Here is a 21,288-nt window from a genome sequence, read left to right as displayed (position 1 = left end):
CTCCTTACCGTAGCGGCATGGCAGCCACCACCCACACAGTGACCAACCAGGTCCCGCCCCTGGTGGGGTACGACGTCTTCAGCGCCGACCGGGTCCTCACGGAGGGCGTCGAGCGGCACAGCGCGCCCGGCCTTCTCGACGAGACCCGCACGGAGCTGTCGGCGCTCGGCCGCACCGCCGGATCCGCCGAAGCCCAGGAGTGGGGTGCGCAGGCCAACGAGAACCCACCGGCGCTGCGCACCCACGACCGGTACGGGAACCGGATCGACGAAGTCGACTTCCATCCCGCCTGGCATCAGCTGCTCGGGACGGCGGTCTCCGCAGGACTGACCGACGCCTGGGGCAGGCCAGGCGGACATCTGCGCCGCGCGGCCGGCTTTCTGGTGTGGACGCAGGCGGAGGCCGGAAACGGCTGTCCGCTGTCCATGACGCATGCCGCGGTGCCCGCGCTGCGCACCGATCCGGCGCTCGCCGCCGAGTGGGAGCCGAGGCTGACCTCCCACCGGTACGAGCCGGGGCTGCGGCCCGCCGCCGAGAAGGCCGGCGCGCTCTTCGGGATGGGCATGACGGAGAAGCAGGGCGGCAGCGATGTACGCGCCAATACGACGAGCGCGCGGCCGTTGGACGCCGCGGGCGAGTATCTGCTCACCGGGCACAAGTGGTTCTGTTCCGCGCCGATGTGCGACGGCTTTCTGGTGCTGGCGCAGGCGCCCGGCGGACTCACCTGTTTCCTCGTGCCGCGGGTCCTGGCGGACGGGACGCGCAATGTGTTCCGTCTCCAGCGTCTCAAGGAGAAGCTGGGCAACCGCTCCAACGCGTCGAGCGAGGTGGAGTTCGACTCCACCTGGGCCCGCCGGGTCGGTGAGGAGGGCCGTGGGGTGCGCACCATCATCGAGATGGTGGCGGCGACCCGGCTCGACTGTGTGGTGGGCTCGGCCGCGCTGATGCGGCAGTCCGTGGCGCAGGCGGTCCACCACGCCACGTATCGCAGCGCGTTCGGCGGCGAGCTGATCGACAAGCCGCTGATGCGGAACGTGCTGGCGGATCTGGCGCTGGAGTCGGAGGCGGCGACGACGCTCGCGCTGCGGCTGGCGTCGGCGTACGACACCGTCCAGGGCGGCGGCGACGGCGCGGAGCGGGAGCGGGCCTTTCTGCGGCTCGCGGTCCCGGCCGCCAAGTACTGGGTGACCAAGCGGTGTACGCCGGTCGCCGCCGAGGCCCTGGAATGCCTGGGCGGCAACGGCTACGTGGAGGAGTCCGGCATGCCGCGGCTGCTGCGCGAGTCGCCGCTCAACTCGATCTGGGAGGGCTCGGGGAATGTGCAGGCGCTGGATGTGCTGCGGGCGCTCCAGCGGGAGCCGGATGCGCTGAACGGCTTCCTCCAGGAGGTGGGCAGGGCGCGTGGCGCCGATCACCGGCTGGACGGCGCGATCAAGGATCTGCTGACCGAGCTGGCCGATCTGGACGGGATCGAGGCGCGGGCCCGCCGGCTGGTGGAGCGGATGGCGCTGGTGCTCCAGGGCTCACTGCTGGTGCGGTGGGCGCCGCCAGAGGTGTCGGACGCGTTCTGCGCGTCACGGCTCGGCGGGGACTGGGGCGCGGCCTTCGGCACGCTGCCGCACACGCTCGATCTGGCGTCGGTCGTGGACCGGGCGCGGCCCGTCGGCTGACGGCCCGTCGGCTGACAGCCCGTCGGCCGGCCGGACACGCTCGGCTGACGGAACACGCACGGGAGCCAGGGGTGGTGCTGCGCCGACACGGCACCACCCCTGACTTATTGTCACTTTCATACGCCTGCCCGTGGTTTGCCAGAGTTGCAAGCAGTTGCAGTGGATATCCGAAGGATCCAGATGAAGGACATACCACTGAAGGACGTACCGCCGCAGGACAGAGGGCTTGACCTGACGAGGCTCATGGCCATGGACGGCGCGCAGGCCACCCGGCTGCTGCACCAAGTACGGGACGCCGCCCTCGCCGGCGAGCGGCCGCCGGTGGCTCCCCGGCCGGTGATCGGGGCGTCCTGGCAGCGGATGTTCCGGATGGGGCTGGATCCCGACCGGTCCACCGGCGGGGAGCTGCTGGACCGGGACGAGCTGGAGCACCGCCGGCGGGCCCCCGCGCTGGGTGAGGCGATGCGCACGCTCACCGGGTCGCTCGGCGCTGTCGCCGACGCCTCCCGGCAGATCATCGTGGTCACCGACGACGAGGGGCGCGTGCTGTGGCGGGAAGGCTGCCTCACCGTGCTGCGCCAGGCGAACGGGATCCGTCTCGAAGAAGGCGCGGCCTGGGCCGAGCACGCCACGGGGACCAATGCCGTCGGGACGGCCCTGGCCGTGCGCCGGCCGGTGCGGGTCCACTCGGCCGAGCACTTCGCGCGTTCCCTGCACGCCTGGACCTGTGCGGCGGCTCCGGTGCACGATCCACGGGACGGGCGGCTGCTGGGCGTGGTGGATGTGAGCGGCCCGGCCACCGGCTTCCATCCGACGACCCTGGCGCTGGTCAGCTCGGTCGCCCGGCTCGCCGAGAGCGAGATGCGCGAGCGGCACGGGCGGGCCGTGGAGCGGCTCCGCTCGGTGGCGGCGCCGCTCCTGTGCCGGCTCGGCGGGCGTGCGCTGGCGGTCGACACGAACGGCTGGACGGCGGGGGTCACGGGCATGCCGCCGGTGGACCGGCTGCCGCTGCCGAAGTCGTTCGGGGCCGGCCGGGTCTGGCAGCCCTCACTGGGCATGTGCACGGTCGAGCCGCTGCCCGGCGGCTGGCTGATACAGGTGGACGAGGAGCGGCCGCCGACGGAGACGCCGAGCCGGGTGGTGCTGGATCTGAGCCGGCCCCGGCGCTGGTCGGTCGCCGTGTCCGGGTCCGCGGGCAGCTGGACGCAGGAGCTGACCCCGCGCCATGCCGAGCTGCTGTACGTCCTGGCCGTGCACCGGGACGGCCGGAGCGCGGCGCAGCTGGCCGCCGACGTCTTCGGCGACCCCGGCCGCGCCGGGACCGTACGGGCCGAGATGTCGCGGGTGCGGCGCCATCTGTCGGGCGTGCTGGCGCACCGTCCCTACCGCTTCGGCGACGAGATCGACGTCCGGGTGGTCCGGCCGGACGAGCGGGCGGATCTGCTGCCGCACTCGACGGCCCCCGCGGTGCTGAGCGCGCGCCGCCCGCCGGGCTCGTAGAGCGCCGGCCGGGGGCACGTTCGGCTCCGGGCCCCGACGCGTGGTTTTCTGGCGCATATGAGCATCACTGTGACCACCTGGTCCCTGGAACAGACCTCGCCCGCCGATCTGCGGCCTGCCGCGGAGCCCTCCGGCGAGGTGCGGATCGTACGGGCCGAGGTGCCCTCGCCGGAGTTCAGCCGGTTCCTGTACACGGCCGTCGGCGGGGACGTCCGGTGGACCGACCGGCTCTCCCTGACGTACGCGCAGTGGCAGGACGCCCTGGCGCGGCCCGGCGTGGAGACCTGGGTCGCGTACGAGAAGGGCACCCCGGCCGGCTATATCGAGCTGGCGGCGCAGGACGCCGGCACGGTCGAGATCGCGTACTTCGGGCTGATCCCGGCCTTCCGCGGCCGGCGGATAGGCGGCCACCTGCTGTCGTACGGGGTGGCGCGGGCCTGGGAGCTGGCCGAGCGGTGGCCGGGGCTGGCGCCGACCAAGCGGGTCTGGCTGCACACCTGCTCCAAGGACGGCCCGCACGCGATGGACAACTATCTGCGCCGCGGCTTCACGCTGTTCGACACGAAGGTCGAGGAGGAGCCCGAGACAGCGGCTCCCGGCCCCTGGCCGGGCGCCTGAACGGAAACCGGCCACCCCGTCGCGGACCGTGACGGGCGACACATCGTCCCACAGAACGGGACAGTCCGGTCCACATCGTGGATAGTGGTGGACTGCCCCGAGACCCCCGTGACACGCTTCCGTCATGTCTCGAGCTGGAATTGCCTTGGTGAGTCGGCGGCACGTCGACCTCGGCCGCGTGTCCAGCGCCATCTGTCGCGCGAGCTGAGAGCCCGAGCACCGCCCGCGATCCCTTTTAGCCGCCCCTGCTGCGCACCGCCGCGCACTTCCGCGCCTCCGCGCGCGAGTGTGCGGCTCAAAGCCGCCCTCCTGCAGCCTCGAAGGACGTACCCGCCATGGCCGCCACCCCGGAAAAGCCGTCCGCACCCACACCCCGCCGCAAGGTGAGCCGTCACCGCGGCGAGGGTCAGTGGGCCGTGGGTCACTTCACTCCGCTCAACGGCAATGAGCAGTTCAAGAAGGACGACGACGGTCTCAACGTGCGGACACGCATCGAGACCATCTACTCCAAGGCCGGTTTCGACTCGATCGACCCCAACGATCTGCGCGGCCGGATGCGCTGGTGGGGTCTGTACACCCAGCGCAAGCCCGGGATCGACGGCGGCAAGACCGCGATCCTGGAGCCGGAGGAGCTGGACGACGAGTACTTCATGCTGCGGGTACGGATCGACGGCGGCCGGCTGACCACCGAGCAGCTGCGGGTCATCGGGGAGATCTCGCAGGAGTTCGCGCGCGGCACCGCCGACCTCACCGACCGGCAGAACGTGCAGTTCCACTGGATCCGGATCGAGGACGTACCGGAGATCTGGAACCGCCTCGAAGCGGTGGGACTCTCCACGACCGAGGCCTGCGGTGACACCCCCCGGGTGATCCTCGGCTCCCCGGTCGCCGGAATCGCCGAGGACGAGATCATCGACGGCACCCCCGCGATCGAGGAGATCCACCGCCGGATCATCGGCAACCCCGACTTCTCCAATCTGCCGCGCAAGTTCAAGTCGGCGGTCTCCGGATCGCCGCTGCTGGACGTGGCACACGAGATCAACGACATCGCGTTCGTCGGCGTGGTCCACCCGGAGCACGGCCCCGGTTTCGACCTGTGGGTGGGCGGCGGGCTCTCCACCAACCCCAAGATCGGCCAGCGGCTCGGCGCCTGGGTACCGCTGGACGAGGTCGCCGACGTCTACACCGGGGTCATCTCGATCTTCCGCGACTACGGCTACCGCCGGCTGCGCACCCGCGCCCGGCTGAAGTTCCTCGTCGCCGACTGGGGTACGGAGAAGTTCCGCCGGATCCTGGAGGAGGAGTACCTCAAGCGCCCGCTGGTCGACGGCCCCGCTCCAGCGCAGCCCGTGCACACGTGGCGCGACCACGTCGGGGTGCACCGCCAGCGGGACGGCCGCTTCTACGTGGGGTTCGCACCGCGCGTCGGCCGGGTGGACGGCGCCACGCTGACGAGGATCGCCGAGCTGGCCGCGGCGCACGGCTCCGGCCGGCTGCGTACCACCGTCGAGCAGAAGATGATCGTCCTCGATGTGACCGAGGACCGGATCGACTCCCTGGTGGCCGGCCTCGAAGCGCTGGACCTGCGGGTCAGTCCCTCGCCGTTCCGCCGCGGCACCATGGCCTGCACCGGCATCGAGTTCTGCAAGCTGGCGATCGTGGAGACCAAGAAGCGCGGCGCCACGCTGATCGACGAACTGGAGCGCCGGATCCCGGAGTTCGACGAGCCGATCACCATCAACATCAACGGCTGCCCCAACGCCTGCGCCCGTATCCAGACGGCGGACATCGGTCTCAAGGGCCAGTTGATGCTCGACAAGGACGGCAACCAGGTCGAGGGCTTCCAGGTGCACCTGGGCGGCGCGCTGGGCCTGGAGGCCGGCTTCGGCCGCAAGGTCCGCGGTCTGAAGGTCACCTCCGACGAACTGCCCGACTATGTCGAGCGGGTGCTCGGCCGCTTCCAGAAGGAGCGCGAGGAGGGCGAGCGCTTCGCCACCTGGGCGGCGCGGGCCGACGCGGAGGCGCTGTCGTGAACGTGCCCACCAGCCGACGACGGAGGAGGACGCATGAGTGAGCGCGCCGCTCCCTTCTACTGCCCCTACTGCGGCGACGAGGATCTGCGTCCCAACGAGCAGGGTCATGGCGCCTGGGAATGCGCGGCATGCAACCGCGCCTTCCAGCTGAAGTTCCTCGGGCTGCTCTCCCGTGGACTTCAGCGGAGCGACGGAGGCGAAGAGATATGACGACACAGGCGGAGACGGACGATCCGAAGGGCCTCGCCGAGCGGGCGGGCCGCGACCTCGAAGACGCCTCGGCCCTGGAGATCCTCAGCTGGGCCGTGGACACCTTCGGCGAACGCTTCTGTGTCACGTCCTCGATGGAGGACGCGGTAGTCGCGCATCTCGCCTCCCGGGTCAGGCCCGGCGTCGATGTGGTCTTCCTCGACACCGGCTATCACTTCCCCGAGACGATCGGCACCCGGGACGCCGTGGCCGCCGTCATGGACGTCAACGTCATCACCCTCACCCCGCGCAGGACCGTCGCGGAACAGGACGCCGAGCACGGCCCGAAGCTGCATGACCGCGATCCCGACCTCTGCTGCGCCCTGCGCAAGGTCAAGCCCCTCGAAGAGGGCCTGACCGGCTACGACGCCTGGGCCACCGGACTGCGCCGCGACGAGTCCCCGACCCGGGCCGGCACCCCGGTCGTCGGCTGGGACGAGAAGCGCCGCAAGATCAAGGTCTCCCCGATCGCCCGCTGGACCCAGGACGACGTCGACGCGTACGTCACCGAGCACGGCGTCCTCACCAACCCGCTGCTGACGGACGGTTACGCCTCCGTGGGCTGCGCCCCCTGCACCCGCAGGGTCCTGGCGGGCGAGGACGCGCGCGCCGGCCGCTGGGCGGGCCGGTCCAAGACCGAATGCGGGCTGCACGGATGACGGCCGGTCAGGAGCTTCAGGAGGAGCGGTTGAGCGTGACGGAGCAGGGCGCGACGATCTGGCTCACCGGTCTGCCGAGCGCGGGCAAGACCACGGTCGCCTACGAACTGGCGGGCCGGCTCCGCGCCGGGGGCCACCGCGTCGAGGTGCTCGACGGCGACGAGATCAGGGAGTTCCTCTCGGCGGGCCTCGGCTTCAGCCGCGAGGACCGGCACACCAATGTGCAGCGCATCGGCTTCGTCGCCCAGTTGCTGGCGGCGAACGGCGTCAAGGCGCTGGTGCCGGTGATCGCGCCGTACGCGGACAGCCGTGAGGCGGTGCGCAAGCGTCATCAGACCGCGGGCACCGGCTATCTGGAGGTGCATGTGGCCACGCCGGTCGAGGTGTGCTCCGTGCGCGATGTGAAGGGGCTGTACGCCAAGCAGGCGGCCGGCGAGATCTCCGGGCTCACCGGGGTCGACGACCCCTACGAAGCCCCGGAATCGCCGGACCTGCGGATCGAGTCGCACACCCAGTCCGTGCAGGAGTCCGCCGCCGCGCTCCACGCGCTGCTCACCGAGAGGGGTCTCGCGTGACCACCGTCGCGACCGTCAGCGAGGGCACGGACGCCCCGTACGCCCTGAGCCACCTGGACGCCCTGGAGTCCGAGGCGGTGCATATCTTCCGCGAGGTGGCGGGCGAGTTCGAGCGGCCGGTGATCCTCTTCTCCGGCGGCAAGGACTCGATCGTCATGCTGCATCTGGCGCTGAAGGCGTTCGCGCCCGCGCCGGTGCCGTTCTCGCTGCTGCACGTGGACACCGGGCACAACTTCCCCGAGGTGCTGGAGTACCGCGACCGTACGGTGGACCGGCACGGACTGCGGCTGCATGTCGCGTCCGTGCAGGAGTACATCGACGCGGGAAAGCTGCGCGAGCGCCCCGACGGCACCCGTAATCCGCTGCAGACCGTGCCGCTCACCGAGAAGATCCAGGCCGAGCGGTTCGACGCGGTCTTCGGCGGCGGCCGGCGCGACGAGGAGAAGGCCCGCGCCAAGGAGCGGGTGTTCTCGCTGCGTGACGAGTTCTCGCAGTGGGATCCGCGCCGTCAGCGGCCCGAGCTGTGGCAGCTCTACAACGGCCGGCACGCCCCCGGCGAGCATGTCCGGGTCTTCCCGCTCTCCAACTGGACCGAGCTGGACGTCTGGCAGTACATCGCGCGGGAGGAGATCGAGCTTCCGCAGATCTACTTCGCCCACGAGCGCGAGGTCTTCCGGCGCGGCGGGATGTGGCTGACCGCCGGTGACTGGGGCGGCGCCAAGGACGGCGAGAGCGTCGAGAAGCGCCTCGTGCGCTACCGCACGGTCGGCGACATGTCCTGCACGGGCGCCGTCGACTCCGACGCCACCACGCTCGACGCGGTGATCGCCGAGATCGCCGCCTCCCGGCTCACCGAGCGCGGCGCGACCCGCGCCGACGACAAGATGTCCGAGGCAGCGATGGAAGACCGCAAGCGCGAAGGGTACTTCTAGCCATGACGAGCACCACCGAGCGGTTCACCGAGCGGCTGTCGGCCACCACACTGCTGCGCTTCGCCACCGCGGGCTCCGTCGACGACGGCAAGTCCACCCTGGTGGGCCGGCTGCTGCACGACTCCAAGTCGGTGCTGACCGACCAGCTGGAGGCCGTCGCGCACGCCTCCCGCAGCCGCGGCCAGGAGGCGCCCGACCTGGCGCTGCTCACCGACGGCCTGCGGGCCGAGCGCGAGCAGGGCATCACGATCGACGTCGCCTACCGGTACTTCGCCACGCCCCGGCGGCGGTTCATCCTCGCGGACACCCCCGGGCATGTGCAGTACACCCGGAACATGGTGACCGGCGCGTCCACCGCCGAGCTGGCCGTGGTCCTCGTGGACGCCCGTAACGGCGTGGTCGAGCAGACCCGCCGGCATGCCGCGGTGGCCGCCCTGCTGCGTGTCCCGCATGTGGTCCTCGCCGTCAACAAGATGGACCTCGTCGCCTACGCGGAGCCCGTATTCGCCGCCATCGCCGAGGAGTTCACGGCGTACGCGGCCTCCCTCGGCGTCCCCGAGATCACCGCGATCCCGATCTCGGCGCTGGCCGGCGACAATGTCGTGGAGCCGTCCGCGCACATGGACTGGTACGGCGGCCCGACCGTGCTGGAGCATCTGGAGACCGTGCCGGTCAGCCACGACCTGGCGCACTGCCCGGCCCGTTTCCCGGTGCAGTACGTGATCCGCCCGCAGACCGCCGAGCATCCCGACTACCGCGGCTACGCCGGGCAGATCGCCTCAGGGGTGCTGCGCGTCGGAGACCCGGTGACCGTCCTGCCGTCCGGCCGTACGAGCACCATCGAGGGGATCGACGCGCTCGGCGAGAGCGTGGACATCGCCTGGGCCCCGCAGTCCGTGACCGTCCGGCTCACCGACGACATCGACGTCTCGCGCGGCGATCTGATCGCCCCCAGCACGGACGTCCCCGCCACGACCCAAGATGTCGAGGCGACCGTCTGCCATGTCGCCGACCAGCCGCTCACCGTGGGCCAGCGGGTGCTGCTCAAGCACACCACCCGTACGGTCAAGGCGATCGTGAAGGACATCCCGTCCCGGCTGACCCTGGACGACCTGTCCCAGCACCCGGCCCCCGGGCAGCTCGTCGCCAACGACATCGGCCGGGTCACGGTGCGTACCGCGGAGCCGCTCGCGCTCGACCCGTACGCGGACTCCCGCCGTACGGGCTCCTTCCTGCTGATCGACCCCGCGGACGGCACGACGCTGAGCGCCGGCATGGCGGGCGAGGCCTTCGCCGCCGAGGCCCCCGTGACGCCGGCGGCCGACAACGAAGAGGGCTGGGACTTCTGATGGCCATAGACATCTACGCGACCTTCGCGAAGGAGGGCGGCCGCGTCGGCAGCGGCGCACTCGGCGCGGGAACGGGCGGGGTGGCGCGATGTGCGCGATGACGTACGCGCACCGCTCGCGCGCCCGCACCCCCCACCCGCCGTACCCGCACCGCCGAAGACCTGCCGACTTCCCGGCCGCGCCCCCGTACTCCCGAAGGGCGTAGGGACCGGGCAAACGAGGGGAAAACCTCCCGTGCCTGCCATTCGCACCACTTCGCGCCGCCGCCTCACCGCGGCGGTCTCGCTTCCACTGCTCGCCGTCGTGCTGAGCTCCTGCGGTTACGGCTCCGCCTCCGACAAGGAGGAGGACAAGGCCGCCCCCGCCGCCACGGGCAAGGCCCTCTCGGCCTCCACCGTGAAGATCGGCTACTTCCCGAACCTCACCCACGCCACCGCGCTGGTGGGCATCCAGGAGGGCCTGTTCCAGAAGGAGCTGGGCGGCACGAAGGTGGCACCCTCGACCTTCAACGCGGGCCCCTCCGAGATCGAGGCCCTGAACGCGGGCAGTATCGACATCGGCTTCATCGGCCCCTCCCCCGCCATCAACGGCTACACCCAGACCAAGGGCACCAGCCTGCGCATCATCGGCGGCTCCGCCTCGGGCGGGGTGAAGCTCGTCGTCAACCCGAAGAAGATCAAGACCCTGGACGATGTCAAGGGCAAGAAGATCGCCACCCCGCAGCTGGGCAACACGCAGGACGTGGCGTTCCTCAACTGGGTCTCCGAGAAGGGCTGGAAGGTCGACGCGCAGTCCGGCAAGGGCGATGTCTCCGTCGTCCGTACGGACAACAAGATCACCCCGGACGCCTACAAGTCCGGCTCCATCGACGGCGCCTGGGTGCCGGAGCCGACCGCGTCCAAGCTGGTCGCCGAGGGCGCCAAGGAGCTGCTCAACGAGTCCGACCTGTGGCCGGACAAGAAGTTCGTGATCACGAACATCATCGTGTCGCAGAAGTTCCTCGAGGAGCACCCGGACGTGGTCGCGGCCGTACTGCGCGGCTCGGTGAAGACCAACGAGTGGATCAACGCCAACCAGGACCAGGCGAAGGCGTCCGCCAACGAGGCGCTGAAGACGCTCTCCGGCAAGGCGCTGCCGCCCGAGGTCCTCGACCCGGCGTGGGCGTCCATCCAGATCACCAATGACCCGCTGGCCGCCACGCTCCAGGTGGAGGCCGACCACGCGGTCAAGGCCGGTCTGCTGGAGAAGCCCGATCTGGCCGGCATCTACGACCTGAAGCCCCTCAACGAGGTGCTCAAGGCCGCCGGTCAGCCCGAGGTCGCCGACGCCGGTCTCGGCGTCAAGTAACCACCGCATCCGCCCCGTCCCAGGAGGTGACGACCATGGCATCGACACTCGCCAAGGCCGCCGAGAGCACCCCGGCGGTGGACCACGCCGCCCGTATCGCGCACGTCTCGAAGTCCTTCGCGACGCCCGCCGGGCAGCAGCTCGTGCTGGACGACATCACACTCGATGTCGCCCCGGGCGAGTTCGTCACCCTCCTGGGCGCCTCGGGCTGCGGCAAGTCGACGCTGCTCAATCTGGTCGCGGGGCTCGACCGCCCGTCCGCCGGGTCCATCGAGACACCCGGCGGACGGCCGTCCCTGATGTTCCAGGAGCACGCGCTGTTCCCGTGGCTGACCGCGGGCAAGAACATCGAACTGGCGCTGCGGCTGCGCGGGGTGCCCAAGCAGGAGCGGCGCGGTGAGGCCGAGCGGCTGCTCGGGCTCGTACGGCTGGACGGCGCGTTCGGCAAGCGGGTGCACGAGCTGTCGGGCGGGATGCGCCAGCGGGTCGCGCTGGCCCGCGCGCTCGCCCAGGACAGCCGGCTGCTGCTGATGGACGAGCCGTTCGCGGCGCTCGACGCCATCACCCGGGATGTGCTGCACGACGAGCTGACCCGGATCTGGCGCGAGACGAACCTGTCGGTGCTGTTCGTCACGCACAACGTGCGGGAGGCGGTACGGCTCGCCGAGCGCGTCGTCCTGCTGTCGTCGCGGCCCGGCCGAGTGGCGCGTGAGTGGCGCGTGGACATCCCGCAGCCGCGCCGTATCGAGGACAGCGCCGTCGCGGAACTGTCCGTCGAGATCACCGAAGAACTGCGTGGGGAGATCCGCCGCCATGGCCAGCACTGAGACGACGACGCCGGAGGACACGGCGCCGAAGGACGTGGCATCGAACGACGCGGCATCGAAGGACGTGGCAGGACGGCACGACCTGGCCGGTCTCGAGGCCGGTCTCGACGCGCTGGACACCGTACAGACCGGGCGTACGCCGCTGCGGCAGACCCTGCTCCAGAAGGTCCTGCCGCCCGTCCTCGCCGTGCTGTTGGTGCTGGTGGTGTGGCAGATCCTCGTCTGGGCGAAGGTCACCGACGACTACCGGCTGCCGTCGCCGTCCGCGGTGTGGGGCGAGTTGTCCGACGCCTGGGCGCAGGGCACCCTGCTCGGCTACATCTGGACCAGCGTCTCGCGCGGTCTGCTGGGCTTCCTGCTGGCGCTGGTGATCGGCACCCCGCTGGGGCTGCTGGTCGCCCGGGTGAAATTCGTCCGGGCCGCGATCGGCCCGATCCTGTCGGGGCTCCAGTCGCTGCCGTCGGTGGCCTGGGTGCCGCCGGCCGTGATCTGGCTGGGGCTGAACGACTCCATGATGTACGCCGTCATCCTGCTCGGCGCGGTCCCCTCGATCGCCAACGGTCTTGTCTCCGGTGTCGACCAGGTGCCGCCGCTGTTCCTGCGGGCCGGGCGCACCCTGGGCGCCACCGGGCTGCGGGGCACCTGGCACATCGTCATGCCGGCTGCGCTGCCCGGCTATCTGGCGGGGCTGAAGCAGGGCTGGGCGTTCTCGTGGCGCTCGCTGATGGCCGCGGAGATCATCGCGTCCTCGCCGGATCTCGGCGTGGGGCTCGGCCAGCTGCTGGAGAACGGCCGTACGGCCAGCAGTATGCCGATGGTGTTCCTCGCCATCTTCCTGATCCTGATCGTCGGTATCGCCATCGACCTGCTGATCTTCAGCCCGCTGGAGCGATGGGTCCTGCGCAACCGCGGTCTTCTCGTGAAGAGCTGATGCACCGTGCACCATTCCCCTGTTCTGCTCGTCATCGCCCACGGCAGCCGTGATCCCCGGCACGCGGCGACCGTGCACGCCCTCACCGGGCGCGTGCGGTCGCTGCGGCCGGGGCTGCGCGTGGAGACCGGCTTCCTGGACTTCAACGCCCCGTCCGTGCCGCGGTTGCTGGACCGGCTGGCGCGGGAGGGCGTACGGGACGTGGTCGCCCAGCCGCTGCTGCTGACACGCGCCTTCCACGCCAAGGCCGACATCCCGGCGGTCCTGCACGAGGCGTCCTCCCGCCATCCGCTGCTGCGGATCCGGCAGGCCGAGGTGCTGGGCCCGTCGCCGCTGCTCAGCGACGCGCTGGAGCGGCGGCTGTACGAGGCCGGGCTCACGCCGGCCGACAAGGCCTCGACCGGGGTCGTGCTGGCCTCGGCGGGCACCTCCGACCCGGAGGCGATCGCAGTGATCGCTGAAATCGCGCGGGAGTGGCGGTGCGCCGGCTGGTGCGCCGTGCGACCTGCGTTCGCCTCCGCATCCCTTCCGCGCACCGAGGACGCGGTGCGCGAGCTGCGGGCGGAGGGCGTACGGCGGATCGCCGTCGCGCCGTACGTCATCGCCCCCGGCTTCCTCCCCGACCGCATCGCGGCCGGGGCCAGGGAGGCCGGCGCCGATGTGCTGGCCGGGGTGCTGGGCGCGGCGCCGGAGCTGGCGCGGCTCCTGCTGCGGCGCTACGACCGCGCGTCGGCCGCGGAACACCGCACGGCACTGGCCCGGCTCGCCTGAGCGGGCTCGGGTACGGTCCCGGGATGGGCCAGAACACTTTTCCGCTGGGCGGGGACCTTCGGATACGACGTCTCGGATTCGGTACCGCGCAGCTGACCGGGCCCGGCTACTGGGGGCCGCGTGGCGAGCGCGCGGAGGCCGTCGCCGTGCTCCGGCGGGCCGTCGAGCGCGGAGTGACGCTCATCGACACGGCGGACAACTACGGTCCGTGGCTGGCGGAGGAGCTGGTCGCCGAGGCCCTGCACCCGTATCCGGCGGGCCTGGTCGTGGCGACCAAGGGGGGCGTGGTGCGGACGAGCGACAGCGCCTGGCACATCGCGGGCCGCCCCGAGCAGCTGCGGGCGATGTGCGAGGCGAGTCTGCGCCGGCTGCGTACGGACACGATCGACCTGTACCAGCTGCACCGGCTGGATCCCGGGGTGCCGATGGACGAGCAGCTGGGCGCCCTGGACGAGCTGCGGCGGGAGGGCAAGATCCGCCATATCGGTCTGGACACCGTCACCGCCGGCCAACTGGAGCGGGCGCTCTCCCTGACCGGGATCGCCTCGGTGCAGAACCGCTTCAATCTCCTGGACCGCGCGTCGGCGGCGGTGCTGGACCTGTGCGAGGCACACGGTCTCGCGTTCCTGCCGTGGTTCCCGCTGGCCAACGGCGCGCTGGCCGGTGACGCCGCGACCGCGCTCGGCTCCGTCGCCGCCCGCCATGGAGCGACCGGCGGGCAGATCGCCCTGGCCTGGCTGCTGCACCGCTCGCCGGTGCTGTGCCCCACCCCCGGCACCGGCTCGCCCGCCCATCTGGACCAGAATCTGGCCGCCGCGGGGATCCGGCTGTCCGCCGAGGAGATGAGCGGCCTGGAGGCGCTCGCCACGGTGTGACGCGCCGCGGTGCGCGGAGACGGTGTCCGGGGGTCAGCCCGGTTCCTCCCCGGGACTGAACGGTGTGCCCTGGTGGAAGTAGAGCAGCCAGCCGTCGTCGGTCAGCCGCCACAGTGAACTGCGGTGGGCGCGGAGGCCGTTGAGGTCGGTGTCGAAGGTCAGATGCACGACGTCGGACGCGAGCTGGACGCCTCTCATCTCGGAGGTCGTGATGGGCCGGGGCGCGGGAGCGTCCTCCGCCGTGAGCGCGCTGATGATCGAATCGCGGTCCCATTTCCGGCCGGAGGAGCCGAACTCCCTGAACTCGGGGTGGAACAGCTCCGCGAGGAGGGCCGTGGAGGAGCGGACCGCCGGGTCGAGGAGGCGCAGTTCGGCCTCGATGGCGGCGGAGACCGCGGAGACCGGGTGCGTACGGTCAGCCACGGGTCAGCTCCACCAGCTTGCGGACGGTGTTCCAGTTGCGGCTGGTGGCGGTGACGCCCTTGAACAGGGCGGGTTTCGCCAGTGCTTCGGCGAGCTTGGAACGGCCGAGGCCGTTGGGTGCGTACAGATACAGCGCGCGGTCGCCCAGCCGGAACTCCTCGGGGAGATAGGCGTCCTGGTCGAGCGAGGCGAGACGCCCGGGGTCCACGTGCTCGGAGAAGAACGTGGCATGGAGCTGCTTGCCCTCCAGCGTGGCCGCGGGGAATGGACAGGCTTCGGCCACCTCCCGCAGATACGCGGCGCCGCGTACCAGGCAGTCGACGGTGAACCCGAAGCGCTGGTCGATGGCGCGCTCCAGCGCGGCGGCGAGGGCGCTCTCGTCGTCCGACCCACTGGTGAACACGGCGTTGCCGCTCTGCAGATAGGTACGGACGTCACCGTGGCCCAGCTCGGAGAGCAGCTCACGGAGGTCTGCCATCGGGATCCGTTTGTGGCCGCTCACATTGATTCCGCGCAACAGGGCCGCGTACGTCGTGGTCATGGACCCACGATAGGACGGAGGGCCTGCTCGGTGCGGGGTACGGGAGGACACGCGCGAGGCGGCCGCCGCGCCCCGTGGGGGAGAGCGCGACGGCCGCCGGTTTCGCCTGACTGTCCGCTGCTGATTACTCGACGATCTTCAGCAGCTTGTTCGGGGTGCCCGCGGTCGCGTTGGAGATCACGTCCGAGGTGGCGCCGCCGACCAGGGCCGCGGCGACCTCGTCCGGCGTGGCGGCCGGGTGACCGGCGAGGTAGACGGCGGCCGCGCCGATGACATGGGGCGTCGCCATCGAGGTGCCCGAGATGATGTTGGTGCCGGTGTCGCTGTCGTTCCAGGCGGAGGTGATGTTGGAGCCCGGCGCGTAGATGTCCACGATCGAGCCGTAGTTGGAGAAGCTCGACTCCTGGTCGTCCACGGTGGACGAGGCGACCGTGATGGCCTCCCCGACGCGGGCCGGGGAGCTGAGGCTCGCGTCGCTGCTGTCGTTGCCGGCCGCGACCCCGAAGGTGACGCCGGTGGCGATGGCGCTGCGGACGGCCTCGTCGAGGGCGGGGTCGGCGCCGCCGCCGAGGCTCATGTTGGCGACGGACGGGCCCACATGGTTCGCGGCGACCCAGTCGATACCGGCGACGACCTGCTCGGTGGTGCCCGAGCCGCTGTCGTCCAGCACCCGGACGGAGACGATCTTCGCCTTCTTGGCGACACCGTGCGCGGCGCCGGCGATGGTGCCGGCGACATGCGTGCCGTGGCCGTAACCGTCGTCGGCCGAGTTGTCGCCGTCTATGGCGTCGTAGCCGTAGCTGGCGCGGCCCTCGAAGTCCTGGTGGGTGATGCGGACCCCGGTGTCGATGACGTACGCCGTCACACCCTCGCCGGCGCTGTCCGGGTAGGTGTAGGCGCCGTCACCGGCGGTCGCGGTCTGGTCGACCCGGTCGAGGCCCCAGGACGGCGGGTTGGCCTGGGTGGCGTCGACGGTGAACGTCTTGTTCTGGACGACCTTGGCGACGGCCGGGTCAGCCGCCAGGCGCTTGGCCTCCGTCGCGGTGAGGCCGCTGGCCGAGAAGCCGTTGATGGCCGTGCTGTAGTTGCGCTTCAGCTGGCCTCCGTACTCCTTGGCCAGGTCCTGCTTGTCGGTCTTCTTGAAGGCCTTCTGGTCCAGCATCACGATGTAGCTGCCGGCGACCGCGCCCTTGGCGTCGGCTCCGTACACCACACCCTGCGCCGGTGCCGCGCCCGCTGTGGGGGAGGTGAACGCGGTGATTCCGGCCGCGGCGGCCACGGCGGTGATGGCGGCAGTGAGCTTGATCCGGCTCACACGCTTGCGAGTTGCCATGAAGAGGGATCTCCTGGTCGTCATCTGTGGGGGGATGGCCCGCCGGCCGGAGGATCTCCGGCGGACTGGCTCAAAACCCTCGCTGATTGACGCGCACATATCAAGTGCTTCATACATCCATCACAAACTCACCAGGCTTCTGCCATAAGGATCCGGGCGGCGCGGAACAAGTCGGACGCCGCCCCTGGTTCAGCCACGCGCTCGGGCCACGCCTCCCGGCAGCTCCGTCTCAATCAGGTCGGCCGCTCGCCGCGTACCGCCCTCCGTCGCCATCTCGCGCCCGATCTCCCCCAGCCTGCGGGCCACTTCGGGGTCCGAGGCCACGGCGAGGACCGCCTCGCGCAGCACCTCGGCGGTCGCCTGCTCCGTGTCGAGCCGGCGGGCGACGCCCAGGGAGACCAGCATGTCGGCGTTGCCGAACTGGTCCACGGCCTGCGGGACCGCGACCATCGGGGTGGCCGTCGCGAGTCCCTCCTGACTGCCGCCGGCCCCCGCGTGGGTGATGAAGGCGTCGGCCTGCTGGAGGATCGCGAGCTGCGGTACCCAGCCGCGCACCTCGATGTTGGCCGGAATCCCGCCCAGCTCCGACGCCTCGACGTTCGCGCCGATCTGGAGCACGACATGCCAGCCGGGCAGGTCGCCGAACGCCTTGACGCACTCCCGGTAGAAGCCGGGCTGCTTGGTGAACGCGGAACCGAGCGAGACCAGCAGCACCTTTTCCGCCGCGGCGGGCCGCTGCCACCCGCCCTGGTCCGCGCGGTCGCCCTGGCAGGCGCCGACGAAGGTGTACACCGACTCGTCCACCCGGTCGGCGTTCGGCTGCAGCGCCTTGGGGATCAGGACGAGGCAGCGGTCGGGCCGGCCCGAGAAGTGGTCGACGTCCATGGTCATGCCGTTCTCGGCGATCCAGCCGGCGAAGGTGTCGTAGTAGGCCCTGCCCCGCGGGGTCCGCTTCAGGGGCTCGAACATCGGCTTGCCGATCTCCTCCTCGTACCCCTCCCAGGCCACGAGGCTGGGCGAGAGCTGGACGATCGGAACACCCCAGCGGTGGGCGAGGACGCGGGCCGGATAGGACGTGATGTCATACAGGACGAGGTCGGGCTCATCGCCCTCGTAGGCCGCCGCCAGCTGCGGGAGCGCCTGGCGGGCATCCGTCAGGAACGGCTCCACGTTGTCGATCAGCTCCGTGCCCCAGTCGTCGGGATCGTCGTCGGGGGTCGGCAGGGTAGAGGTATAGACCACCGGCTCGGCGCCGGTCGCGGCGACCTTCTCCGCGAACAGGCCGGGGATCGCGTACGTGACGCGATGCCCCCGGGCCACCAGCTCACGGATGACATCGAGGCTCGGATTCACATGCCCGTGGGCGGCGATGGAGAACATGGCGATATGGGCACGCTTCGATGCGGTCATGGTCGCACCGTAAACAAGACGAGACGTCTCGTGCAATTGAATATCGGCCGGTGCGCCTCAGCGCTGATAGCGGGCCAGTACCAGATTTCCGTCCGTGACCAGGCGTTTCTCCAGCTCGGCACGGTCGATCGCACCGCTGTAGTACTCCTGAAGCGCCGGGGTCGCCACCTTGTCCTTCCACTCGGGATAGCCGCGCACCGACTGGGCGGGGGCCGGCCGCAGTTCCCGCGCGAGCGCGGCGCCTGTCGCCCAGCCGTATGCCGCGGTGTGCAGGGACGGGTCCTTGAGCGCTTCCGTACCCGTGGGCAGCATCCAGTCGCCCTTGGCCAGCCGCACCATGTTGGGCGGCTGGAGGAGGAAGTCGATGAACCGCGCGGCCTCCTGCTTGTACGGACTGTCCTCGGCGATGGAGAGGGTCTGCGGGCTCACCCCCTGGGCCAGGCCCTCCGTGTCACCGGCGGGCGCCGGCAGCACGGTCCATTCGAAGTCCTCCGGCGCCTGCTGGATGATCTGCTGACGGTACGAGAAGCCCAGCGGGACCATCGCGTACTTGCCGCCGAAAAAGCCCGGCAGCGCATCGGATCCGCCCATGCCGAGGGTGGCGCCCGACGCGCTCCTGTCGCTGTTGACCTGATCGCGGATGGTGCCGGGGACCACCGCGTCGGCGTCGCTGAACCGGATCGTCACCTTGCCGTCGGCGCCGCGGTGGAAGAGCTGCCCGCCGGCGGACAGCCCCAGATTGAGCGTGGCGGAGACCGGCTCCTTGAGCGGCCAGGCGACGCCGTACTTCCCCTCGCCCATCCGCGCGGTCAGTTCCTCGCTGACCTGCCGGAACTCCGTCCAGCTCCAGGGGTTTTCGACGGTCGGGACACGGACCCCGGAGGCGTCGAGGATCTTCTTGTTGGCGATCAGGACCCGCGGCTCCTGAAGGAACGGCACACCGTAGACGCCGTCGCCGAAGGTGGCGGTCCCCCAGCTGCGCTCCGGGATGTCCCGCTTCAGCCGGTCCGGCAGCAGTCCGCTCAGCTCGGCGAGATAGCCGCCGTACGCGAAGTCGGCGAGGTCGTCGGAGGCGTCATGGATGATGTCGGGCGCCTCACCGCCCTCGAAGGAGGTGAGCAGCTGGTCGTGGACGCTGTCCCAGCTGCCCTGGACGTACTCGACCCGGATGTCGGGATGGGCCTCGTTCCACTCCTTCACCAGTTGCTTGTTGGCCTGGACGGAGTCGTCCTGCCAGGCCAGTGACTGGAAGCGCAGCGTAATCCGGCCGTCGTGGGAATCGCCGCCGCCGGAGCAGCCGCTGAGCAGCAGGACAACCGCGGCCACCACGAGCATGAGCTTGCGCATCAGCTCTTCACCGCCCCGGCCAGCATTCCGCCCGTGATGCGGCGCTGGATGAGCGCGAAGATGACGAGTGAGGGGAGCGTCGCGAGGAACGCGGCGGCGGCGAGCGGCCCGAGATCGGCGACACCCTCCGCGCCCAGGAAATGAGTGAGGACGACCGGCAAGGTCTGTTTCTCCGGAGTCTTGAGCAGGACGAGCGCGAAGAAGAACTCGTTCCACGCGGTGATGAAGGCGAAGAGCGCCGTGGCGACGATGCCGGGCGCCAGCAGCGGGGCGGTGACCGAGACGAGCGTACGGAGCCGGCCGGCGCCGTCCACGGCGGCGGCCTCCTCCAGCTCGGCCGGTACGGCCCTGACATAGCCGACCAGCATCCAGAGCGCGAAGGGCAGCGCCCATACGACATAGACCAGGATCAGCCCGGTCAGCGAGTTGATGAGGTGGAGGTTCTTGAGGACCAGGAAGAGCGGGATGATCACCAGCACGAAGGGGAACGCCTGGCTGACCACGACCCAGCTCGTCGCAGCGGCCGAGAGCTTGCTCCGCCGGCGGGCCATCACGTAGGCCATCGGGGTCGCGATGACGACGGCGATCAGGGCGGCCGCGAGGGCGGCGGTCAGGCTGTTGCCCGCGGCCCGCAGCAGCGGCTGTTCTTCGAAGGCCTGCCGGAAGTTGTCGAGGGTCGGGTGGTCCGGGATCCAGGTGGGGTGGAGGCTGCCCAGTTCCCTGGCCGGCTTGAAGGCCGTGGAGATCAGCCAGAGGAAGGGGAGGGCGAGAAAGACGAGATAGCACAGGAGCGCGAGGTACTGTCCGGCGCGCGCGGACCGCCTGGTGCGCAGGCTCACTTCTCCTCCCCCTCCCTGAGCCGGCCGACGAGATGGAGCGCGAGCAGCACCGAGATCACCGCGACCATGACACAGCCCATGGCGGCGGCGTAGCCGAACTGGCCGTAGCCGAACGCCTCCTCGTACGCGAAGAGCATCGGCAGCCGGGTGCGGCCGCCGGGTCCGCCGTTGGTCAGTACATACACCAGGGCGAAGGAATTGAAATTCCAGATGAAGTTGAGCGCGGTGATGGCCAGCGCGACCGGCCGGATCGCGGGCCAGGTGACGGTACGGAAGCGGCGCCAGGCGCCCGCGCCGTCCAGCGCGGCCGCCTCGTGCAGTTCGTGCGGGGTGTTCTGCAGGCCGGCCAGCAGCGCGACCGTGGTCTGCGGCATCCCGGCCCAGATTCCGACCACGATCACCGCGGGCAGCGCGGTGGCCAGTCCGGTCAGCCAGTCCCGTCCTTCGCCCAGCCCCAGATCGCGGATGGTCTCGTTGAGGATGCCGGCGTCGGCGTTGTAGACGAGCCGCCACATGATGCCGACGACCACCTCGGGCATGGCCCAGGGGATGATCGCGAGGGCGCGGGCCAGCCAGCGGAAGCGGAGGTTCTGGCTGAGCAGCAGGGCGAGACCGAGCGCGAGCACGAACTGCGGCGCCGTCACGCCGACCGCCCACAGCAGACCGATCCTGAACGAGTCCCAGAAGAGCGTGTCGTGGACCAGGTCCTGGAAGTTCAGCGTCCCGACCCACTCGGTGGGCGCGGTGCGGCCGGACTGGGCGTCGGTGAAGGCGAGCACGATGCCGTAGAGCAGCGGTCCGACGCTCAGCACCAGGATCGGGATCAGCGCGGGCAGTACGAGGAACCAGGCGCCGTGATCCACGGGCCTGCCGCGCCGCCCTGGTCCGCGCCGCCCTTTTCCGGCTCGTCCTTTTCCGGTCCGCTCGTCTCGGTCCGGCTCTTCGCCGGGCCGGTCTCTTCCGGACCGCGCCGTCGCGGTCACCGATATCACGGAGGGGACTCCTTCGGGCGGCTTGTGGGGGGTCCGGCCGCCCCGGCGGCCCTCGTTATCGTGCTGA

22 protein-coding genes are annotated in these 21,288 nt (G+C 70.8%); 15 read left to right on the top strand and 7 right to left on the bottom strand.

Going from position 1 to position 21,288, the window contains the following annotated elements; all coding sequences use genetic code 11:
- Positions 1 to 17: 17 nt before the first annotated feature.
- From ACZ6MZ_RS09165 to ACZ6MZ_RS09095, 15 genes are all read left to right on the top strand, one after another.
- On the top strand, positions 18 to 1,670 hold the full coding sequence (locus ACZ6MZ_RS09165) for an acyl-CoA dehydrogenase family protein (RefSeq protein WP_389791758.1): 1,653 nt from the start codon (positions 18 to 20) through the stop codon (positions 1,668 to 1,670).
- Positions 1,671 to 1,850: 180 nt separating this feature from the next.
- Positions 1,851 to 3,170 (top strand): helix-turn-helix domain-containing protein, encoded by a 1,320-nt coding sequence (locus tag ACZ6MZ_RS09160; RefSeq protein WP_469350720.1) that lies wholly within the window; start codon positions 1,851 to 1,853, stop codon positions 3,168 to 3,170.
- Positions 3,171 to 3,227: 57 nt separating this feature from the next.
- Positions 3,228 to 3,788: a GNAT family N-acetyltransferase gene (locus ACZ6MZ_RS09155; protein WP_469350719.1), complete on the top strand. Its 561-nt coding sequence runs from the start codon at positions 3,228 to 3,230 to the stop codon at positions 3,786 to 3,788.
- A 124-nt stretch (positions 3,789 to 3,912) separates the two neighbouring features.
- Positions 3,913 to 3,996, top strand: a complete 84-nt coding sequence (locus tag ACZ6MZ_RS09150) for a putative leader peptide (protein ID WP_384189026.1) — start codon at positions 3,913 to 3,915, stop codon at positions 3,994 to 3,996.
- A 127-nt stretch (positions 3,997 to 4,123) separates the two neighbouring features.
- On the top strand, positions 4,124 to 5,821 hold the full coding sequence (locus ACZ6MZ_RS09145) for a nitrite/sulfite reductase (protein WP_384329289.1): 1,698 nt from the start codon (positions 4,124 to 4,126) through the stop codon (positions 5,819 to 5,821).
- A gap of 33 nt (positions 5,822 to 5,854) precedes the next feature.
- Positions 5,855 to 6,031: a hypothetical protein gene (locus ACZ6MZ_RS09140; RefSeq protein ID WP_165371890.1), complete on the top strand. Its 177-nt coding sequence runs from the start codon at positions 5,855 to 5,857 to the stop codon at positions 6,029 to 6,031.
- Positions 6,028 to 6,729 carry a phosphoadenylyl-sulfate reductase gene (locus ACZ6MZ_RS09135; protein ID WP_389791750.1) on the top strand — a complete coding sequence of 234 codons (702 nt, stop codon included), beginning with the start codon at positions 6,028 to 6,030 and terminating at the stop codon, positions 6,727 to 6,729. Before ACZ6MZ_RS09140 ends, ACZ6MZ_RS09135 begins: the two co-directional genes overlap by 4 nt.
- A 29-nt stretch (positions 6,730 to 6,758) precedes the next feature.
- The gene (gene cysC, locus ACZ6MZ_RS09130; RefSeq protein WP_384188927.1) at positions 6,759 to 7,304 is read left to right on the top strand and encodes an adenylyl-sulfate kinase; all 546 of its coding nucleotides are present in this window, start codon (positions 6,759 to 6,761) and stop codon (positions 7,302 to 7,304) included.
- The gene (cysD, locus tag ACZ6MZ_RS09125; protein ID WP_384188929.1) at positions 7,301 to 8,236 is read left to right on the top strand and encodes a sulfate adenylyltransferase subunit CysD; all 936 of its coding nucleotides are present in this window, start codon (positions 7,301 to 7,303) and stop codon (positions 8,234 to 8,236) included. The genes cysC and cysD overlap by 4 nt, the downstream gene beginning before the upstream one ends.
- 2 nt (positions 8,237 to 8,238) lie before the next feature.
- Positions 8,239 to 9,585, top strand: coding sequence for a sulfate adenylyltransferase subunit 1 (locus tag ACZ6MZ_RS09120; RefSeq protein WP_469350717.1), 1,347 nt, complete (start codon positions 8,239 to 8,241; stop codon positions 9,583 to 9,585).
- Between the two features lie 234 nt (positions 9,586 to 9,819).
- Positions 9,820 to 10,932 carry an aliphatic sulfonate ABC transporter substrate-binding protein gene (locus tag ACZ6MZ_RS09115; protein WP_469350714.1) on the top strand — a complete coding sequence of 371 codons (1,113 nt, stop codon included), beginning with the start codon at positions 9,820 to 9,822 and terminating at the stop codon, positions 10,930 to 10,932.
- Between the two features lie 35 nt (positions 10,933 to 10,967).
- On the top strand, positions 10,968 to 11,759 hold the full coding sequence (locus ACZ6MZ_RS09110; RefSeq protein WP_384188934.1) for an ABC transporter ATP-binding protein: 792 nt from the start codon (positions 10,968 to 10,970) through the stop codon (positions 11,757 to 11,759).
- Entirely contained in the window at positions 11,746 to 12,690 is a 945-nt protein-coding gene (locus tag ACZ6MZ_RS09105) for an ABC transporter permease (protein WP_469350712.1), read from the top strand. Before ACZ6MZ_RS09110 ends, ACZ6MZ_RS09105 begins: the two co-directional genes overlap by 14 nt.
- Positions 12,691 to 12,696: 6 nt before the next feature.
- A complete protein-coding gene (locus ACZ6MZ_RS09100; protein WP_469350711.1) occupies positions 12,697 to 13,461 on the top strand; it encodes a sirohydrochlorin chelatase in 765 nt (254 codons plus the stop codon).
- Between the two features lie 23 nt (positions 13,462 to 13,484).
- A complete protein-coding gene (locus ACZ6MZ_RS09095) occupies positions 13,485 to 14,336 on the top strand; it encodes an aldo/keto reductase (RefSeq protein WP_389791739.1) in 852 nt (283 codons plus the stop codon).
- A gap of 33 nt (positions 14,337 to 14,369) precedes the next feature.
- Here the strand turns inward: ACZ6MZ_RS09095 and ACZ6MZ_RS09090 are convergent, their stop codons facing one another.
- The 7 genes from ACZ6MZ_RS09090 to ACZ6MZ_RS09060 all read right to left on the bottom strand — a co-directional run bounded on the left by ACZ6MZ_RS09090 (position 14,370) and on the right by ACZ6MZ_RS09060 (position 21,212).
- On the bottom strand, positions 14,370 to 14,759 hold the full coding sequence (locus tag ACZ6MZ_RS09090; RefSeq protein WP_389791737.1) for a nuclear transport factor 2 family protein: 390 nt from the start codon (positions 14,757 to 14,759) through the stop codon (positions 14,370 to 14,372).
- Positions 14,752 to 15,300 carry a DUF1697 domain-containing protein gene (locus ACZ6MZ_RS09085; protein ID WP_389791735.1) on the bottom strand — a complete coding sequence of 183 codons (549 nt, stop codon included), beginning with the start codon at positions 15,298 to 15,300 and terminating at the stop codon, positions 14,752 to 14,754. The genes ACZ6MZ_RS09090 and ACZ6MZ_RS09085 overlap by 8 nt, the downstream gene beginning before the upstream one ends.
- A gap of 124 nt (positions 15,301 to 15,424) precedes the next feature.
- Positions 15,425 to 16,633 carry a S8 family peptidase gene (locus ACZ6MZ_RS09080; RefSeq protein WP_384329306.1) on the bottom strand — a complete coding sequence of 403 codons (1,209 nt, stop codon included), beginning with the start codon at positions 16,631 to 16,633 and terminating at the stop codon, positions 15,425 to 15,427.
- Positions 16,634 to 16,822: 189 nt separating this feature from the next.
- Complete coding sequence (gene mgt, locus ACZ6MZ_RS09075; protein ID WP_469350708.1) at positions 16,823 to 18,043, bottom strand: macrolide-inactivating glycosyltransferase; 1,221 nt, start codon at positions 18,041 to 18,043, stop codon at positions 16,823 to 16,825.
- Between the two features lie 57 nt (positions 18,044 to 18,100).
- A complete protein-coding gene (locus ACZ6MZ_RS09070; protein ID WP_469350706.1) occupies positions 18,101 to 19,390 on the bottom strand; it encodes an ABC transporter substrate-binding protein in 1,290 nt (429 codons plus the stop codon).
- Positions 19,390 to 20,229, bottom strand: a complete 840-nt coding sequence (locus tag ACZ6MZ_RS09065; RefSeq protein WP_384188951.1) for a carbohydrate ABC transporter permease — start codon at positions 20,227 to 20,229, stop codon at positions 19,390 to 19,392. The genes ACZ6MZ_RS09070 and ACZ6MZ_RS09065 overlap by 1 nt, the downstream gene beginning before the upstream one ends.
- A complete protein-coding gene (locus ACZ6MZ_RS09060) occupies positions 20,226 to 21,212 on the bottom strand; it encodes a carbohydrate ABC transporter permease (protein WP_469351111.1) in 987 nt (328 codons plus the stop codon). Before ACZ6MZ_RS09060 ends, ACZ6MZ_RS09065 begins: the two co-directional genes overlap by 4 nt.
- Positions 21,213 to 21,288: the final 76 nt, after the last annotated feature.

The organism is Streptomyces sp. NPDC042201 (assembly GCF_055582185.1).
The sequence above is the reverse complement of the archived record's forward strand: the minus strand, read 5'-3'. Positions and strand labels throughout refer to the sequence as shown.

Coding starts and splice junctions, on each gene's coding strand:
- ACZ6MZ_RS09095 (WP_389791739.1), top strand. CDS start 13,485: ATGGGCCAGAACACTTTTCCGCTGGGCGGGGACCTTCGGATACGACGT.
- ACZ6MZ_RS09145 (WP_384329289.1), top strand. CDS start 4,124: ATGGCCGCCACCCCGGAAAAGCCGTCCGCACCCACACCCCGCCGCAAG.
- ACZ6MZ_RS09150 (WP_384189026.1), top strand. CDS start 3,913: ATGTCTCGAGCTGGAATTGCCTTGGTGAGTCGGCGGCACGTCGACCTC.
- ACZ6MZ_RS09120 (WP_469350717.1), top strand. CDS start 8,239: ATGACGAGCACCACCGAGCGGTTCACCGAGCGGCTGTCGGCCACCACA.
- ACZ6MZ_RS09080 (WP_384329306.1), bottom strand. CDS start 16,633: ATGGCAACTCGCAAGCGTGTGAGCCGGATCAAGCTCACTGCCGCCATC.
- ACZ6MZ_RS09165 (WP_389791758.1), top strand. CDS start 18: ATGGCAGCCACCACCCACACAGTGACCAACCAGGTCCCGCCCCTGGTG.
- ACZ6MZ_RS09105 (WP_469350712.1), top strand. CDS start 11,746: ATGGCCAGCACTGAGACGACGACGCCGGAGGACACGGCGCCGAAGGAC.
- ACZ6MZ_RS09155 (WP_469350719.1), top strand. CDS start 3,228: ATGAGCATCACTGTGACCACCTGGTCCCTGGAACAGACCTCGCCCGCC.
- ACZ6MZ_RS09110 (WP_384188934.1), top strand. CDS start 10,968: ATGGCATCGACACTCGCCAAGGCCGCCGAGAGCACCCCGGCGGTGGAC.
- ACZ6MZ_RS09135 (WP_389791750.1), top strand. CDS start 6,028: ATGACGACACAGGCGGAGACGGACGATCCGAAGGGCCTCGCCGAGCGG.
- ACZ6MZ_RS09070 (WP_469350706.1), bottom strand. CDS start 19,390: ATGCGCAAGCTCATGCTCGTGGTGGCCGCGGTTGTCCTGCTGCTCAGC.
- ACZ6MZ_RS09085 (WP_389791735.1), bottom strand. CDS start 15,300: ATGACCACGACGTACGCGGCCCTGTTGCGCGGAATCAATGTGAGCGGC.
- ACZ6MZ_RS09160 (WP_469350720.1), top strand. CDS start 1,851: ATGAAGGACATACCACTGAAGGACGTACCGCCGCAGGACAGAGGGCTT.
- ACZ6MZ_RS09140 (WP_165371890.1), top strand. CDS start 5,855: ATGAGTGAGCGCGCCGCTCCCTTCTACTGCCCCTACTGCGGCGACGAG.
- mgt (WP_469350708.1), bottom strand. CDS start 18,043: ATGACCGCATCGAAGCGTGCCCATATCGCCATGTTCTCCATCGCCGCC.